Raw genomic sequence first — 17362 nt, 5'->3', positions numbered from 1 at the left:
GTAAAAATGATAATTCTATTTTTCAAAGATAATCGGATGTTTATCGTCTAATTAATATTATTTTATCAATTATATATCATATTATTGCAAATAAAAATTCAAATAGTACTTCCTAAAATAGCTTTTAAAGATGAGTAATACTAAAAACTTTTACAGAGAAATCGCTCCGCTTTCAGCCGGAGACAGTTTTTTAGTTTTTGACAGGGTGAAAGACAGCTTTGATTTTCCGGTGCATTATCATCCGGAATTTGAAATCAATTTTATTTTAAACGGAAAAGGAGTGAAGCGTGTTGTTGGTGATAATATTGAAGAAATTGACAATGTCGAATTGGTTTTGATTGGTCCTAATTTATATCACGGTTGGGAATTAAGTAAATGTACCAGTAAAAAAATACATGAAATAACGATTCAGTTTCATAATGATTTATTTCATGAATCTTTATTGTCAAGACGTATTATGAACCCAATTCGTGATATGTTCAACCGCTCGATTCACGGCATTTTATTTTCTAAAAAAGTGGCAGAAGAATTGACTCCGCGTTTAGTAAAGCTTTCTAAATTAGACGGTATGGACTATTTTTTAGAAATCACTTCTTTATTATATGATCTTGCGAATTCCAGAAATCAACGTTTGCTTTCTACTTATACAGTAGATTATGATACGTTTGATGACTATGATAAAATGAAGTTGGTTTATGAATATGTGCAAAAGCATTTTGCTGATAAAATTACCCTTGAGGATGTTGCAAATGTTGCAAGTATGTCAATTATTTCTTTTAATCGTTTTATAAAAAAACGTACAGGTAAAACTTTTGTCAATTATATAAATGATATCAGGATTGGATATGCTGCGCGTTGGCTGGTAGAAAAAGATATGAGCGTTTCTGAAGTTGCTTTTAAATCCGGCTTTAATAATATCGCAAACTTCAATCGTAGTTTTAAGGCTATTAAAAATTGTACTCCCAGTCAATATAGAGAAGATTTTTCTGGATTAAAGCGTATTTTGTAGTGATACTTTTTTTGCACAAACAAATATTATTTTTAACGAAATCGTTTGCTTTTTCGCTTATTCGTTAATTTTTATTTATAATTCCTGGTGATTTAATAGGTGTGTATTGTGAATAATGTAATTTTTGACTGATTTTTTTTTCATATATGTTTTTTTAAAACGTTATAGTAAAAATATTATCATTAAATGATATAATACTATCGATTTAATGTTTTCTTGTGTTATAGATTTGTTAAATAATTTAAGAAAATAAATACCATCTTTTTTTAGGACTTGAATTATCAAACAAATTTAAACTAACCAAACATTTATTATGAAAAAACTAATGACTAACTTCATTCATTGGAATGCTAACCACAGAGCAGTTCCTTTGATTTTATTTTTGTTGCTGACCAGTAATTTTATTACGGCTCAGGTAAAAGTATCGGGAATTGTATCTGATGAAAAAGGATTGTCTATTCCTGGCGCAAATATTTCGGTTGTAGGACTAAAAACAACCGTTTCAACAGATTTTGATGGTAAATACACTATTGATGTTCCTGCAAATTCTACTTTAGTATTTTCTTTTATTGGTTTTAATACGCAAAGGATAGCTGTAGGAACAAATAAAACTATTAATGTCGTTTTAAAAACAAATGCCGAAGATTTAAAAGATGTAGTCGTAATAGGTTACGGAACTCAAAAGAGGAAAGATATAAATAGTGCTATTTCGAGTATTAGTTCTAAGGATATTGAAAATTTAAAAGTAGTTTCTTTCGACCAGATGATGCAGGGTAAAGCTGCGGGAGTTGTTGTGAGCAGCAATTCAGGTGAGCCGGGAAGTAATGTGTCTGTAAAAATTAGAGGGGTTTCGTCTCTAACAGGAACTAATGAACCATTGTATGTAATTGATGGTGTACCAATATCCGGAGATGCACGTAACTCGTCTACATCTGGTAGAAATGCATCCGGAAATTCTAATTTTTCTAATTCAGGAAATATTACATTAAGTCCTTTAGCACTTATCAATCCTAATGATATTGAGTCTATCGATATTTTAAAAGATGCTTCTGCAACGGCTATTTATGGTTCACGCGGAGCTAACGGAGTAGTAATTGTAACTACGAAATCCGGTAAAAAAGGTACAGGAAAATTATCATTCGAAAATTCATATTCAATCAGCAATCTTCCTAAGAAATTACATTCTATGAATCTGCAGCAATATGCAATTCATCAAAATGCACTTGCTGAGGTTTATGACCCTACGGCTAAACGTCCGGAATTTGCTCATCCTGAAGTTTTAGGACAAGGAACAGATTGGCAGGATGCTATTTATCAAACAGGTATAATGACCTCGAACCAGTTGTCTTTTTCAGGTGGTAAGGACGGAATAAATTATTATATATCAGGAGGAGTATTAAATCAGGAAGGTATTGTAATCGAATCCGGATTTAAAAGATATAATTTCAGAACCAATGTTGATGCCAAAGTAAATAGTTTTATTAAGGTTGGTATTAATGTAAGCGGTGCAATTACAGACGAAAAATTAACTTTAAACGGACAGTTTAACGGAGTTGTAGCAACTTCGTTATTAGCAACTCCGGATGTAGCTGTGAGAGAATTATCAGGTGCTTTTGCAGGTCCGCCAGCCGGAGGAGCAACATCATTTGTTAATCCTGTAGCAACATCATTATTAGGTTCTAATACGCTGGTAAGAAAAAACTATTCGGGGAATTTTTATACTCAGGTTGATTTATTTAAAGGTTTAGAATATCGTTTTGAAGCTGGTGGTTATATCTATGATAATTTAGGACAGCGATTTGATCCCATGTATTCATTGGGTAATGCGGTAAAAAGTTTTGCTAATTTATATTACAGTCCGTCTAGTGGTAATTCATGGAACTTAAAAAACATGCTTACTTATAGAAACACTATTGGCAAACACAACTTTACAGTTTTAGCGGTGCAGGAATCTAACAGAGCGCACTGGGAAGGATATACGATAACAGGAGAAGGTTATAAAGATAATAATGATAAATCTCTGGCGGCATCTGATTTGCCTAAAGCGGTAACAAGTGGTGTATATTCAGGAACTCAGACTTTAGCATCTTATTTAGGAAGGGTAGTTTATGATTATGGAGACAAATACGGAATTTCTGCTGCAGTAAGAACGGATGGATCTTCTAAATTTTTTGTTGGCAGTAAATGGGGCGTTTTTAGTTCTGTTGGCGGTTCATGGAAACTTTCAAATGAGGCTTTTATGGAAGGGACTAAAAAATATGTTGATGGAATAAAACTTAGATTTGGCTGGGGACAAACCGGAAATAATCAAATTGGTAATAACTTATATGATGCGAATTTGCACTTGATTAACAGTTCAATGGGAACTTCTTATTTGCCATCAAATACACCTAATAAAGATTTGAAATGGGAAACTCAGGATCAAACGAACTTAGGATTAGATTTTGCATTGTTTAAATCTAAGCTTACTGCATCTGTAGATTTGTATAAAAAAGTTTCTAAAAACTTCTTGTATCAGGTTCCTTTGCCAAATTTTCTTTCTGGTGGTGGAGATTATGAAGGTGGTGTAAATCCTCCGTACTTTAATCTTGGCAGCATGGAAAATAAAGGTATTGAGATTACGCTGGGTTATACGGAGAAATTCACGGAAAATTTTTCATGGAATGCGAATTTAAACTTTACCAAATATGAAAATAAAGTGACTAATATGGCAGGTTTAAATATTGTTAGAACAATGGGTACGCTTGCTTATAATACAGTAACAGTTTCAAGAACTCAGGAAGGTTTGCCAATAGGGTCATTTATAGGTTACGAAGCTTTAGGGATTTACAGAACAGATGATGATTTGACAACTTACGGACATACAGACGGAACCGGAGCTAAAGTAGTTTTGAAAAACGGAACTAACTCATTATTGCCTAGTTTTCAAAAAGGAGATGTTATCTATAAAGATCAAAATAACGATGGTGTTATTGACTTAAAAGATATGGTTAACATAGGAAATCCTAATCCTAAATTTACTTATGGATTTACCAACAACTTTAAATATAAAAATGTCGATTTATCTGTTTTTGTTCAGGGAACTGCCGGAAATAAGTTAATGAATTTAACTCGTGCTTCAGGTACAATGAATAGCAATATGGGGACGAATTATTTAACAGAAGCAGCAGATTTTTATTCCGCTTCTAATTTAGATGCTTCTCTTCCAAGACCATCAACTTATGATAATATAAACAATGCAGTATCAACCCGCTTTATAGAAAACGGATCGTATTTAAGAGTTCAGAACGTAACTCTGGGGTATTCTCTGCCTTCTGATATGATTTCGAAATTAAAATTATCAAGATTGAGGCTGTATGCTTCCGGGCAAAACTTATTTACGTTTACAAAATATAAAGGATATGATCCAGAAGTAGGTTCTTATAACCAGGATGCATTGTTATCAGGTGTGGATAACGGACGTTACCCAACGCCAAGACAAATAACTTTTGGTTTTAATGTTGAATTTTAATACGAATTAATATGAAAAATATACTAAAAATAAACAGTGCTATTGCTATGGCGTTGATATTGTTGATCTCATCGTCTTGTTCTCAGGATTTTCTTGATGTGCCGGCAGAGGGAACCCCTACAATAGGTAATTATTACGATTCAGATTCAAAACTTGATAATGCCAGTAACGGATTGTATGGTATCGTTTGGTTCAACATGAATAAATCGGCATTTTATGGTATTACAGATGTAATTTCAGGTAATATGTATGCAAGCCAGTACAATGATTTTGGTAAGTTCACAGATTTAAGTTTTACCAATTCTCAGGCTTTTATTTCTGATGCCTGGAGATCTTGTTTTGGGGCAATTGCAAATTCTAATGCCTATATCAGTAATTTGCCTCAAAGTGTGGGACCTAATGTGAGCAAGGAAGCCTTGAATAATGCATTGGGAGAGTCACATTTTATAAGAGCTTTTTCGTATTTCTTCTTAGTAAGATTATGGGGAAATGTGCCAATTATAGAAAACAATGCTGACTATTCTAAAAATTTTGTGATCCCAAGTAATCCTACTGAAGATGTTTACAAATTTATAGAGAATGATTTAAAATTTGCGATAGCGAATTTAAGAACAAAAAACAGAGGTTCAGATTATGCATCGAATGCGCATGTGTCAAGCGGATCTGCAAAAGCTTTTTTAGCAAAAGTTTATTTGTACCAAAAGAAATACGATCTGGCGAGACAAATGGCTCAGGAAGTAATTAATAGTGGAGAGTTTAAATTGTTGGGTGGAGAAGAATTGCCTACAAAATCTTTTGCCGATTTATTTTTGCAGAAAAACAATAATAATGAAGAGTCTATATTTTCATGGCAATGGACAGGTGCCGGAACTTATTTTGAAGGTAACTTCTCTAATACTTTGTTCGCTCCTGAAAACAGATTGGTAGAAACTACTTATTCAGGACAAATAGCACCATCTCAGGATTTGATTCATAATGTTTTTGAAGATGGTGATAAAAGAAGAAAAGAAACTTTTATGCTGCCGGGTGATTTTTATCCTAATTTAACTTATGCTCAAACACTTGCTGTTGATTCCCCGCTAATTTTAGGTTATACATTTGCGATAGAAAATGAAGCTCAAAGTTCAGGGGCGGGATTGAAAAAATACGTAATCGGAAAAGAGAATTTACCAATTACAGGTCCATTTAATCCTCCGTTTAACGGCGAAAGCAGTATGAATAGTTATATGATGCGTTATGCGGAACTATTATTAATTCACGCCGAAGCTATTTTGGGCGGACAATCAGGCAGTACTACAGATGCTATGGCATTAAAATCATTTAATGCAGTTCGCTTAAGAGCCGGACTTCCTGTTAAAGCATCGATTTCATTTGATGATATTTTCAAAGAAAGACGTGCAGAACTTGCCTGTGAAGGAGATTATTATTTTGACTTAGGACGTTTGCCTTTCGCTAAAGCAAAAGCAATTTTAGAAGCGCAAAACAGAGGGGATAAGGTTACAGAAAAACACATTTCGATTTCTGCAAGCAACCTTTTATTGCCTTACCCGGCAGATGATTTGATTAAAAATCCAAAATTAACAGAAGTAGCACCGTATACTTTTAAATAATTTTTAAAAATAAAAATATGAAAAATATAAAAATTGTTTCGTTAACAGCATGTATGACATGGATGTTATCTTTAATGTTTTTTAGTTCGTGCTCGAATGATGATAGTGCTTCAGTTTATACAGGTGCACCGGTTATAGAATCTATATCACGTTCAGGTTATGATACTGCCGGAAATCTTTTACCGTCAACTCCGGTTACTTTAGTAGATCCAAAAAACTACTATATCATACACGGAAAAGGATTATTATCTACACAAAAGGTATATTTTAATGATTTTGAGACGTATTTCAGACCCACTTTTGTAACAGATACAGATATTGTTATATTGGTTGATGAAAAAACGCCTTATGCTAATGCAGCAAATCAGTTAAAAGTAGTGACAGGAAGCGGAACAGCTGTTTTTAATTTAACCGTTGCACCTCCGGCACCAACATTTAATTGGTTTAATTCTATAAACGCTCAAGAAGGTGATATGGTTACTCTTAATGGTGATTATTTCCTGAATCCTATTGTAAAAGTAGGGACAGAAAATGTACCGGTTGTATCTTCTACTTTAACTGAAATTAAATTTAAAATGCCAGCCAATGCGACTGATAAATATGTGTCAGTTACTAATATTTCAGGTACTGCAGTTTCTGCAGAAGCTATTGGTTCTGCACTTTATGATGATGTAATGCAAGGAGATGCAGGTCACTGGATGTGGCAGACTGCAGACTCTTTTGATACGGGTTATAAAGTGGATAAAGTACAAGGAGAATCATCAATTAAATTTGTTTTTGGCGGATGGAATGGCGCAGATATGAAATTTAATTCAAGAGATGTTTCTAAGTATAAAGCTTTTAGAGTTAAGGTAAAAAGTATTTCAGCTAATACTAATGCAAGTATAACATTTGTTTTTGGCGGATGGGCTTACCAAATCAAGAAATCTCTGGCTACAAACTGGACTACCATTGAAATCCCTTTCTCTGAGATAGGAAATCCAACCACTTTTGATCAGTTAACATTGCAGGAATCCGGAGGTTTTGGAGGTAACACAATCCTGATGGATGATATGGGATTTGTTTTGAAATAGTATATTATTTTGAGTTTTGTTTTAAGTATTCCCTAATCTACTCAATTAGGGAATACTTTTTTAGAATTTGGTTTTTTTTTTTTTTTTTTTTTGATTCTTTTTAATTGATAATCAATTTGTTGTGTGATTTTATAATACTGCTATTTGAAGAAATAATATCATTTATTGTTTAATTTTCTGGTTAAATTTATTTTATTACTAACAACCATAAAAAACAAAAAAATCATGAAAAAAAATGACTCTTCAAGTGTTTACACTTTTAAAATTTTAAAACAAAATAGACTTTCGATATTAAGTTTTATTTTAATATTAATCAGTTTTATAACAAATGCTCAGGTTATTACAGGCGGAAATCCGTATTGTTTGTCTTCAAGTCCCACTTATACAGTTTCGGCACCTTCGGGTAATATCAGTTACACTGAAGTAAAATGGATTTGCAGTGATCCAAGTGTTACATTTTCAGGAAATCCATCGGTATTATCACTTTCTAAAGTGTTATATAAAAATCCGGGTTCTATTGCGGGCGGCACGACGCTTACTGTACAATTTCTGGATGGCAGTAATGTGGTTGCACAAAGTGTTTTTACATTTATTGCACCAGATGTTCCAGTGCAACCCAGTTATTATGTCACAAAAACAAACGATTATTGTACGACACAATATCATATAATAACACTTAATGTTGCCACAAATCCAAATCCGAGTCCTAATACCAATTTTACTATTTCGGCTAGAGTTCCTGATGCCAGTATTATAATTACGCAAACTTCTAAAAATGTATTTGAATTAAAACTGCCACTTAACGGACAATCTTATTTTTTATATGATATAACAAGTACAACTTCTTCGTCAGGTTGTTTGTCAAATTCAGTTACTTCAACATCATATGGCAATTCGGTTTCTTTAAACTTAACCGGATGTTCTAATAATACGCCGGGAGTAAATTATGATGTAACAATAGCTCCAAATCCTTATAGTAACGGATATATAACAATTTATGCTCCGGCAATTAGTTCAGTAGGAACGGGTACAATTTGCAAAGTATATAATGGTTCAGGTGTTTTAAAAGCTACTTTTCCTTTATCAGCTGCGTCAACATCATTTCCGCTGAAAGCAACAGTTGGAGCTTCTTTAACAGCAGGGCTTTATATTGTACAGGTAACGTATCCAAATGGAATTGTAAAGACTCAAAATTTGGTTGTAAATTAAATAAGGTTCTTTTTTTTTAAAATAAGAACTCCATTTCGAAATATCGCGATGGAGTTTTTTATATCATTTCCGGTTAATTCTATAGCTAACTATTAAACAACAATAGAATATAATAAAATATCAAAATAAATAAAAATGAAAAAAACAGTAGTATTATTGTTTGCTTTAAGCATATCAGGTTTAGGTTTCAGTCAGGGAAATACGCACACGCAACTGGCAGGAAAATTTGAAGGTTTGGCAATGACGCCTCCAATGGGCTGGAATTCCTGGAATACCTTTGGGACAAGTATTGATGAAAAATTAGTAAAAGAAACGGCTGATATTATGGTATCATCCGGAATGGCTGCCGCAGGATATAATTATATTGTACTCGATGATGGCTGGATGACCAGAGAACGTGATATAAATGGAGATTTGATTCCTGATCCGGTTAAATTTCCCGGCGGAATGAAAGCAGTAATAGATTATGTTCACAGCAAAGGATTGAAATTTGGTTTATACAATTGTGCCGGAACTCAAACTTGTGCAGGTTATCCGGGAACGCGTGGTTACGAATATCAGGATGCCCGTTTTTATGCTAAACTGGGAATAGATTTCTTAAAATACGATTGGTGCAATACACAGGGAATTACGGCTAAAGAAGCTTATATCACAATGAGCAATGCACTTAAAACTGCCGGAAGACCTATTGTGTTCAGTCTTTGTGAATGGGGAGATAATCAACCATGGGAATGGGGAAAACCAATTGGTAATTTATGGAGGATTTCAGGAGATATCTATCCTTGCTTTGACTGCGAATTCAAACACGAAGAAGGAAACTGGTCGTCCTGGGGATTTATGAAGATCGTAGAAATGCGTAAAGACATTCGTAAATATTCCGGTCCGGATCATTGGAATGATTTTGATATGATGGAGGTAGGGAACGAAATGAATGATACCGAGGATAAGTCGCATTTTGCAATGTGGTGTATGATGGCTTCACCGCTTGTTGCCGGAAATGATTTCAGAAAAATGTCAAAAGAGACACTTGCAATTTTAACCAATAAGGAATTAATTGCTGTTAATCAGGATAAATTAGGAATTCAGGGTTTTAAATATTCTGCTGAAGATGGCCTTGAAATTTGGGTAAAGCCTTTGGCAGATGGTAATTGGGCCGTGACTTTTTTGAACAGAAGTGAATTGGCAAAAAAAATTAATTTCGATTGGAAAAAACATAGTATCAAAGATGCTGATTTTGGTTATGAAGCTAATTTCAGTAAAACAATTTATAAGTTAAAAGATCTTTGGAAAAATAAAGAAGCTGGAAATACAAAAAAGAATTTTATTGCTGATATTGCTCCTCATGATGTAATTACACTGCGATTAATACCTTAAATCTGATACTAATGAAAACGAAAACAAAGCTCTTAATCCTTACCTTATTATTGGTGTTTTTTGTTTCGAATGCACAATTTGTAAAACATCATGGCCAGCTAAGTGTTCGCGGAACGCAATTAGTAGATAAGAATAATAAGCCAATTGTTTTGCGCGGACTAAGTTTTGGCTGGCATAGTATGTGGCCAAGATTTTATAATGAAAAAGCAGTAGGTTGGCTAAAAAAAGATTTTAATTGCAATGTAGTTCGTGCTGCTATGGGAATTGAATTAGGTGAAATGTCATATATAAAGGAACCGCAACTTTCAAAAGAGAAAATTGAAGTAGTTGTAAAAGGTGCCATAAAAAATGATATATATGTAATTATCGATTGGCACAGTCATAATATTAATCTAAAAGAAGCTAAAGTATTTTTTGATGAGGTTTCTAAAAAGTATGCAAAATATCCTAATATAATATATGAGATATTTAACGAACCTGATTATGAATCCTGGCCCGAAGTTAAAGCTTATGCCGAAGAGGTAATTAAAGTCATTAGAGAAAACGATTCACGCAATATTATCCTGGTTGGTTCTCCACATTGGGATCAGGATGTTGATCTTCCTGCTGCCGACCCAATTATAGGATTTAGCAATATAATGTATACAATGCATTTTTATGCGGCAACACACGGCAAAGAATTGAGGGATAAAACGGATGATGCAATAAAAAAAGGTTTACCAATATTTATTTCAGAATCTGCGGGTATGGAGGCTTCCGGTGACGGTCCTTTAAATATGAAAGCATGGCAGGAATATATAGATTGGATGGAAGCCCGAAAAATAAGCTGGATAACCTGGTCAGTTTCTGATAAAGATGAAACTTGTTCTATTTTAAAAAAGTTTGCTGACTCAGAAGGAAAATGGAAAGAAAAAGATTTAAAAGAATCCGGAATTAAAGTTCGTGAGTTTTTAAGAAAATACAATACGGAAAAGTAAACCTTACTTTGAATAAATTTAAAAAGTCTGCTCAATTTGAGTAGACTTTTTTTTTGTAGGAATTTTTACGTGCAATTTCTGTTATGGTTTCACTTTTAGTAAATGGCTTTTCAAAACATTATTTTTTATATAATTTTAACTTTGCCCTATTTTTTAAGGGGGTTCATTTATTTTAAAGTTGTTTTTGTGTCTATTTTCGTGTTTTAAAGTAGGTTAATTTTTATTTTGTTTTTAATTTTAAGGGTTTAGGCGTTAAAAACGGTTGTCGAATTTTCAAAAATAAAGAAGTATAAATGTCAAATCATGATTATTGCCAAGTTAATTTTTGTAATCCATAATTCTTTCCTGAAAACATCAAAAAAACAGAGTTCAATTATTCTACTCATGCAAAAGTTAATAAATTCGCTAATGAAAAAGAGAATGTTTTAGAGGCGAATAAGAGGTTTTAGAAATGACTTATACTATTAAATAGATATATAAAAGATTAACTAACCAGAATCAATTAATAACTAAAAACCAATTAACACATGAAAAAAGTATTACACGTATTAGCCGCGATGTTAACAAGTTCTTTTGCTTTTGCCCAAGATGAGACTGAAGCATCAGTTTCGCCAGCAACCACTTGGGGAGGATCAGCAGATGCTTATTATAAATATGATTTTTCAAAACAAATGAATGGATTAACGAGCTTTACCAACTCACAAGATTCATTCGAATTAGGGATGGCCTCAATTCAGGCAGCGCATACGTTCGGAAAAGCTTCAGTTTTTGTAGACTTAGGTTTTGGAAAAAGAGCAGGGGAATTTTCATATAATGAAACAACAGATAAAGATATTACCGCAAAATTTTTAATTAAACAATTGTTTTTTACTTATCAGGTTTCAGATGAATTTAAAGTAGTTGCAGGTAGTTTTGGTACACATATAGGGTATGAAGTATTAGATGCAATAAGCAATAAGAACTATAGTATGTCTTACGCTTTCTCTTATGGTCCATTTTTTAATACTGGAGTAAAAGCGGTGTATACTTCAGGAAAGTTTACAGCGATGGCCGGGATTACAAATCCCACAGATTTTAAATCTGCTATGGATGCAGGTTCTAGCCAAAAAACGTATATCGCGCAATTAGGATACATTGGTGATACCGGAAGTGCTTATTTAAATTTTACATCAGGCAGCAGTAATCCTGCATCTGATGAGAATAAAACACAAATTGATTTTGTAGCATCTAAAACAATAACTGATGCTTTTTCTTTAGGATTTAATGCAACATATGCTAAAACCAAAAACGATTTTGATAGTGAGTTAGACGGAGATTGGTTTGCATTAGTAGGATATGCTAATTATGCTTTTAAGCCATCTTTGAGTCTGGCTTACAGAATGGAATATTTTGACGCTAAAGATGCTGCTGCCAGTTTAGGAACATTGACAGGATCAAATGTTTTTGCTAACACAGTTTCTTTGAATTATAAAGTTGGAAAACTAACCATAATTCCTGAGCTAAGATACGATGCTGCATCTGAAGACATTTTTTTAGATAAAGATGCTGCTCCAACAGGAGGATCTTTCTTCGGATTAATTGCTACAACATACTCTTTCTAGAGATAAAGATTGATATTTTTTTTTTTTTTTTGGAGCTGTCGAAACATACTAATGTTTTGGCAGCTTTTTTATTTGAAACTTTTTTTGCGAGAACTACAGTTCTTATAAACAGTTGAAGTAGTTTATGGATTCTCTTCACGCAGATTTAAAAAAGATTTAAGCAGATACACGCAAATCTAGAATCTGCATGAAATAAAAACATTTACTCTTTTTAGAATTAAATCTTTTTATACCAATATCTATAAGCAGTAAAAAAGCATATATAAAGAAAATAGTAATCTTTTTTTAATCTGTGGCAAAAATCTTTTTTTAATTGTTATCGCATAAGTACAATAAATAAAAAAACGCGTCTCTAAATATTTAGAAACGCGTTTTATATTTTAATATCTTATCTTTTTACTGAAGTTGCTTTTTGTAAATCGAGTAGATGGTATCTATTGTTTTTCGATCTAAAGTAGGTGTTACATCGGTTTGAATGTAATGTAATTTAAAAGCCTGAATTGCTGCTGAAAGATTCTTGGTATTATAACCAATAATTCTCAAAGCCGGTTCGATTTTAAAATCAAATGGAGCCTCTTCTAAAATTTCATCAGGCCAGATTCCAAATCCTTTTTCTGCTAAGGTTTTCCACGGAAATAATGCGCTAGGATCTTGTTTTCTGCCTGGTGCGATATCTGCGTGACCTAATATGTTTTGAGTCGGAATATTATAATCTTTTTTTAATTTCGTTAAAAGAGCTACAAGGCTGCTAATTTGTGCTTCTGTAAAAGGTTTGAAACCATTATTATCAAGCTCAATACCAATAGAAGAAGAGTTTAAATCTGTGTTTTTTCCCCATGTAGATGCTCCTGCATGCCATGCTCTTAAATAATCATTTAGCATTTGAACGACTTTTCCGTTCTCAGAAATTATGTAGTGGGCACTTACTTGTGTTCTTGTTATGGTAAAAGTTTTTATAGTTTGCTGGATAGAATCCTGAGCAGTATGATGAATAACAATAAAGCTTGGTTTTCTTAAATTAAAGTTTACTGTTCCTATCCATTCCGTATTTACGCCATTTAATAAATAAGTAGATCCGGTTTTTGATAAAGTATCTTTTACGATCCCTAATTGTGCTGCATAAGTAGTGTCAATAACAACAGGACTAACAGCCGGAATTGCTTTAGCTTCTTTACTTGTAATTTGATTTTCTAAAGTTTTAAGCTGCTGATCATAAACCTTTTCTGTGGTTTTATAAGGGTTTGTTGAGCATGCAGTAATAATAAGGCCCAGAATCAGGAAACAAAAATGTTTTTTTGCCATGGTTAGTTGTGTTTTAAGACGAGTTTGAAACGTTATTCTTTAATTTCTTTAGTTTCTATATCTTCTTTAACGTCTTTTGTGTCTTTATTTTCTTTAGAATCTTTTTTCTTTTTTGATTTCGAAGGTTTTTTGATTTCTTTAAAATCTGCCATAAAAGCAGTATATTTTTCTATCTGATCAGGATTCAAAAAAGCAGTGATTTTTTTTGTAGTACTTTCTCTTAAAGCTTTAATTTGCTCTAATTTCTCATCCTGACTGCTGCTTTCATTTTTCAAAAGAATTCCTTGTTCCTTCATACTGTCAGTAAAAACATTTGTAATAGCAATCGCCTGAAGTTCATCAAGATTTACTACTGGTTTCATTTGTTCTACAATTTTAGCAGCTGTTTCTTCTACAGGAGCTTCTTTAGGTTTGCTGGTATTACCTTGTGGTCCTCCCATCATACTTCTGTCCATACCCATTCCACCACCTCTTCCATATCCGTTTCCTCCGTAACCGCCACCTCCGTAACCGTTATTGTATCCATTTCCGTATTGAGCTGAAACAGAATTGAAGCAGAATAAAGTAAAAACCAAAAGAAATAAAGATTGTATAGGTTTCATAAAATTGTTTTTATCTAAAATTGGTAATTGTTTAGCGTAAATTTAAGCAGGTTCTCCGTATAAATCAAATTCTGTTGCTTCTATTATTCTTATATTAACAAATTCTCCAGTTTTTACATAATGTTTAGAAGCATCAATTAAAACTTCATTGTCTACATCCGGACTGTCAAACTCACTTCTTCCCACAAAATGAGCGCCTTCTTTTCTATCAATAATGCATCTATAGACCTGACCTACTTTTTCCTGGTTTAAATCCCATGAAATTTGAGACTGCAATTCCATTATTTCATTTGCTCTGGCTTTTTTTACATCATCCGGAACATCATCTTCTAATAAATAAGCATGTGTATTTTCTTCATGAGAATAAGCAAAACATCCCATTCGGTCAAATTTCATTTCCTGAACAAAATCTTTCAAAATCTCAAAATCTTCCTGTGTTTCACCTGGATATCCAACAATCAGGGTTGTTCTAATTGCAATTCCCGGAACAGCTGCACGAAAATCTTTTAATAATTGAGTCGTTTTAGCCTGAGTAGTACCACGACGCATAGATTTTAAAATAGAGTCAGAGATGTGTTGCAACGGAATATCAATATAATTACAAATCTTAGGTTCGCGTTTCATTAATTCCAAAACATCCATAGGAAAACCTGTAGGATAGGCGTAATGCAAACGAATCCATTCAATTCCTTCTACTTTTGCCAAAGCTTCTAAAAGCTCCGCAAGGTTCCTTTTTTTATAAATGTCAAGACCATAATAAGTTAGATCCTGAGCAATTAAGATAAGTTCTTTAACGCCATTTTTAGCTAAACCTTCCGCTTCTTTTACCAGTTTTTCGATAGATTGAGAAACGTGTTTACCACGCATAAGCGGAATAGCGCAAAAGCTGCAAGGTCTGTCACAACCTTCCGCAATTTTCAGGTAAGCATAGTTTTTAGGAGTTGTTGTCAAACGTTCTCCTAATAGCTCATGTTTATAGTCGGCTCCTAAAGCTTTCAGCAACTGAGGTAATTCTGTTGTACCGAAATATTGATCTACATTAGGAATTTCTTTTTCTAAATCAGGTCTGTAACGCTCGGATAAGCATCCTGTTACAAAAACTTTATCAACTAATCCTCTGTCTTTTTTATCTGCATATTCCAAAATCATATTTACTGATTCTGCTTTAGCATTATCAATAAAACCACAAGTGTTGATTACGATAATGTTTCCTTCTTCTGCTGCAGGCGCCTCATGAGTCACTTCTTTTCCGTTTGCACGAAGCTGTCCCATTAAGACTTCACTGTCATATACATTTTTCGAACACCCAAGAGTGATTACGTTAATTTTGTTCTTTTTTAAAGACTTGGTTCTCATACTTTTATAAATTGGAGTGCAAAATTACACTTTTTTATTCAAACACTGGTTATTTACCTTTCTTTTAGATGTTTTTTATGAAGCTTTTTGATGGCTATCCAGACTGTTGATGTATCTTTTCATAGATAAAGGAGGAGAAGTGAATATGCTTCCCTATTGCTAAAAAAAAATCCGTCAAGTAAACCTGACGGAAATTTCAATTCATCTATTTATTCTTAATTACAATTCAAATAATAAAGTCAAAGTAACATTGTTTAGTTTCGATGTAATGTTAGCACCGTCAGTAAATCCGGTTGCGAAAAATCCCTGATTCGATTTTCTTTCTAAGTAAGAGTAAGCTAAATCTAGTTTAGTTCCTCCAAAATTATATCCCAGACCCCCTGAATAACTGTTTGTGTCTCCTATAGTTGTTCCGTTTTTATATGGACTTCCTTCAAAACGGTAACCGCCGCGTAAACTCAATTGTTTTATTTTATATTCAGCACCAACTCTTAATTCTCCGTTGGTAGTTAATTGATTGCTAATGTCATTATTTACGCCTCTAAAACCAGTATCATCAGTTGGTTTGTATTTGGTGTTTGCATAATCTTTTATGGCGTAGTCAACACTAATTAATCCAGATTTTCCAAATACATAAGCGGCGCTAAAAGTTGTTTTTCCTGGAGTTTGTAAAGTATATGAATCGTAAACGTTCACAATGTTAGGACTTACATCTGCATAATTTTCTGGTCCGTTCGCAGCTTGTGTAGTTGTATGAAGGCTTTGAGAAACTTCATCATACATCTCATACCAGGTATTTGATTCGTAAGCTAAACCAAGACGAAATGATTCTGTAACTTTTGCAATTGCTCCAAGTTGAAAAGAAAATCCATTACCGTAGGTATATAAGTCGTTGTTAAAACGCAAATTTGAAATTGTAGGTGTTGGTTCTAATGGATTGCTGTTGTCTTCGTAAAAAGTGCTAGATCTTCTATAATCTGTTATGTGTACATTTAAGTTCGCTCCCAGATAAATTCTGTCTTTATAGGATGTTGCGATATTAAAGCTTAGTTTGCTATTGTATCCGCTGGTGTAAACTTCGTTTTCATGATAGTAGTTACCACCGGCAGGTACATTTGATGTGTATTGAGTATTATTGTCAGTATCTGTGACAGGGTTTATTACAAAACCTTTATACCCAAAATAGGCTTGTTGTTCATCATAAAAAAGGTTTTTATAAGGAATTCCTGTAATAGTGCTTAAAGGAATACCATTAGCGTAGGCTAAGAAATATTTATCAATAGAATTTGTTGGATTTGTCCCTACTGATACAATACTATTGTCGAAATTATTTGTATTTTCATAAGTTGCTCCAATTGCAATTTTTTTCCAGTTGTTGCTTGGATTATGATCATGAAAAACAAAAATAGCACCTGCCTGGTTTAGGATAAATGAATTTTCTTTATCACTTGTCTGGGTTCCAAAATAATTAGAGTTATTTTTAATATTTTGGTTGCTAAAACTTATGCCAGTTTGATTATTAGAGAAAATGGCAGATCCTGCAGGATTGACACTCATCGAGGATAAGTCTCCGCCAACTGCGCCAAATGCACCGCTCATTGCTCTAAATCGTGCCGTTCCGGTTAAATTGTCTTGTGCATAACGAACAGCATTAGATACTTCTTGCGAATGTGAGACGCTAGCTGTTAGTCCTGTAATAAGTAGGAATAATATTTTTTTCATTTGGGTAAAGTTTTTA

Annotated in this window: 12 protein-coding genes; 8 read left to right on the top strand and 4 right to left on the bottom strand. The window is 33.3% G+C overall.

Features of this window, described 5'->3' with window-relative positions:
* The first annotated feature begins 130 nt into the window (after window positions 1–130).
* The 8 genes from BXU01_RS10855 to BXU01_RS10820 all read left to right on the top strand — a co-directional run bounded on the left by BXU01_RS10855 (window position 131) and on the right by BXU01_RS10820 (window position 12364).
* Window positions 131–1009, top strand: a complete 879-nt coding sequence (locus BXU01_RS10855) for an AraC family transcriptional regulator (protein WP_055095604.1) — start codon at window positions 131–133, stop codon at window positions 1007–1009.
* A gap of 313 nt (window positions 1010–1322) precedes the next feature.
* Complete coding sequence (locus BXU01_RS10850) at window positions 1323–4520, top strand: TonB-dependent receptor (RefSeq protein ID WP_083693224.1); 3198 nt, start codon at window positions 1323–1325, stop codon at window positions 4518–4520.
* Window positions 4521–4531: 11 nt separating this feature from the next.
* On the top strand, window positions 4532–6130 hold the full coding sequence (locus BXU01_RS10845) for a RagB/SusD family nutrient uptake outer membrane protein (RefSeq protein WP_083693223.1): 1599 nt from the start codon (window positions 4532–4534) through the stop codon (window positions 6128–6130).
* Window positions 6131–6147: 17 nt separating this feature from the next.
* The gene (locus tag BXU01_RS10840; RefSeq protein WP_083693222.1) at window positions 6148–7203 is read left to right on the top strand and encodes an IPT/TIG domain-containing protein; all 1056 of its coding nucleotides are present in this window, start codon (window positions 6148–6150) and stop codon (window positions 7201–7203) included.
* A 225-nt stretch (window positions 7204–7428) separates the two neighbouring features.
* On the top strand, window positions 7429–8412 hold the full coding sequence (locus BXU01_RS10835; RefSeq protein WP_123774015.1) for a T9SS type A sorting domain-containing protein: 984 nt from the start codon (window positions 7429–7431) through the stop codon (window positions 8410–8412).
* Between the two features lie 135 nt (window positions 8413–8547).
* Window positions 8548–9786, top strand: a complete 1239-nt coding sequence (locus BXU01_RS10830) for a glycoside hydrolase family 27 protein (RefSeq protein ID WP_083693220.1) — start codon at window positions 8548–8550, stop codon at window positions 9784–9786.
* Window positions 9787–9797: 11 nt separating this feature from the next.
* On the top strand, window positions 9798–10763 hold the full coding sequence (locus BXU01_RS10825; RefSeq protein ID WP_083693219.1) for a glycoside hydrolase family 5 protein: 966 nt from the start codon (window positions 9798–9800) through the stop codon (window positions 10761–10763).
* A gap of 527 nt (window positions 10764–11290) precedes the next feature.
* Entirely contained in the window at window positions 11291–12364 is a 1074-nt protein-coding gene (locus tag BXU01_RS10820; protein ID WP_083693218.1) for an outer membrane beta-barrel protein, read from the top strand.
* Window positions 12365–12760: 396 nt separating this feature from the next.
* On the opposite strand, the gene BXU01_RS10815 is transcribed toward BXU01_RS10820, so the two are convergent.
* The 4 genes from BXU01_RS10815 to BXU01_RS10800 all read right to left on the bottom strand — a co-directional run bounded on the left by BXU01_RS10815 (window position 12761) and on the right by BXU01_RS10800 (window position 17346).
* A complete protein-coding gene (locus BXU01_RS10815; protein WP_083693217.1) occupies window positions 12761–13666 on the bottom strand; it encodes an N-acetylmuramoyl-L-alanine amidase in 906 nt (301 codons plus the stop codon).
* A 32-nt stretch (window positions 13667–13698) separates the two neighbouring features.
* Window positions 13699–14268 carry a hypothetical protein gene (locus BXU01_RS10810; protein ID WP_083693216.1) on the bottom strand — a complete coding sequence of 190 codons (570 nt, stop codon included), beginning with the start codon at window positions 14266–14268 and terminating at the stop codon, window positions 13699–13701.
* A 42-nt stretch (window positions 14269–14310) separates the two neighbouring features.
* Window positions 14311–15624, bottom strand: a complete 1314-nt coding sequence (rimO, locus tag BXU01_RS10805; protein WP_083693215.1) for a 30S ribosomal protein S12 methylthiotransferase RimO — start codon at window positions 15622–15624, stop codon at window positions 14311–14313.
* A gap of 219 nt (window positions 15625–15843) precedes the next feature.
* A complete protein-coding gene (locus BXU01_RS10800) occupies window positions 15844–17346 on the bottom strand; it encodes an OmpP1/FadL family transporter (protein ID WP_083693214.1) in 1503 nt (500 codons plus the stop codon).
* Between the last annotated feature and the right edge of the window lie 16 nt (window positions 17347–17362).

This window comes from [Flexibacter] sp. ATCC 35103 (assembly GCF_001975985.1).
Taxonomy (GTDB): domain Bacteria; phylum Bacteroidota; class Bacteroidia; order Flavobacteriales; family Flavobacteriaceae; genus Flavobacterium.
Note: the sequence above shows the minus strand (reverse complement) of the source record. Positions and strands in the feature narration are given on the sequence as shown.

Bases quoted from the DNA above. Each gene is read 5' to 3' on its own strand.
- BXU01_RS10835 (WP_123774015.1), top strand. From the start codon at position 7,429: ATGAAAAAAAATGACTCTTCAAGTGTTTACACTTTTAAAATTTTAAAA.
- BXU01_RS10815 (WP_083693217.1), bottom strand. From the start codon at position 13,666: ATGGCAAAAAAACATTTTTGTTTCCTGATTCTGGGCCTTATTATTACT.
- BXU01_RS10820 (WP_083693218.1), top strand. From the start codon at position 11,291: ATGAAAAAAGTATTACACGTATTAGCCGCGATGTTAACAAGTTCTTTT.
- rimO (WP_083693215.1), bottom strand. From the start codon at position 15,624: ATGAGAACCAAGTCTTTAAAAAAGAACAAAATTAACGTAATCACTCTT.
- BXU01_RS10840 (WP_083693222.1), top strand. From the start codon at position 6,148: ATGAAAAATATAAAAATTGTTTCGTTAACAGCATGTATGACATGGATG.
- BXU01_RS10830 (WP_083693220.1), top strand. From the start codon at position 8,548: ATGAAAAAAACAGTAGTATTATTGTTTGCTTTAAGCATATCAGGTTTA.
- BXU01_RS10825 (WP_083693219.1), top strand. From the start codon at position 9,798: ATGAAAACGAAAACAAAGCTCTTAATCCTTACCTTATTATTGGTGTTT.
- BXU01_RS10855 (WP_055095604.1), top strand. From the start codon at position 131: ATGAGTAATACTAAAAACTTTTACAGAGAAATCGCTCCGCTTTCAGCC.
- BXU01_RS10850 (WP_083693224.1), top strand. From the start codon at position 1,323: ATGAAAAAACTAATGACTAACTTCATTCATTGGAATGCTAACCACAGA.
- BXU01_RS10845 (WP_083693223.1), top strand. From the start codon at position 4,532: ATGAAAAATATACTAAAAATAAACAGTGCTATTGCTATGGCGTTGATA.
- BXU01_RS10810 (WP_083693216.1), bottom strand. From the start codon at position 14,268: ATGAAACCTATACAATCTTTATTTCTTTTGGTTTTTACTTTATTCTGC.
- BXU01_RS10800 (WP_083693214.1), bottom strand. From the start codon at position 17,346: ATGAAAAAAATATTATTCCTACTTATTACAGGACTAACAGCTAGCGTC.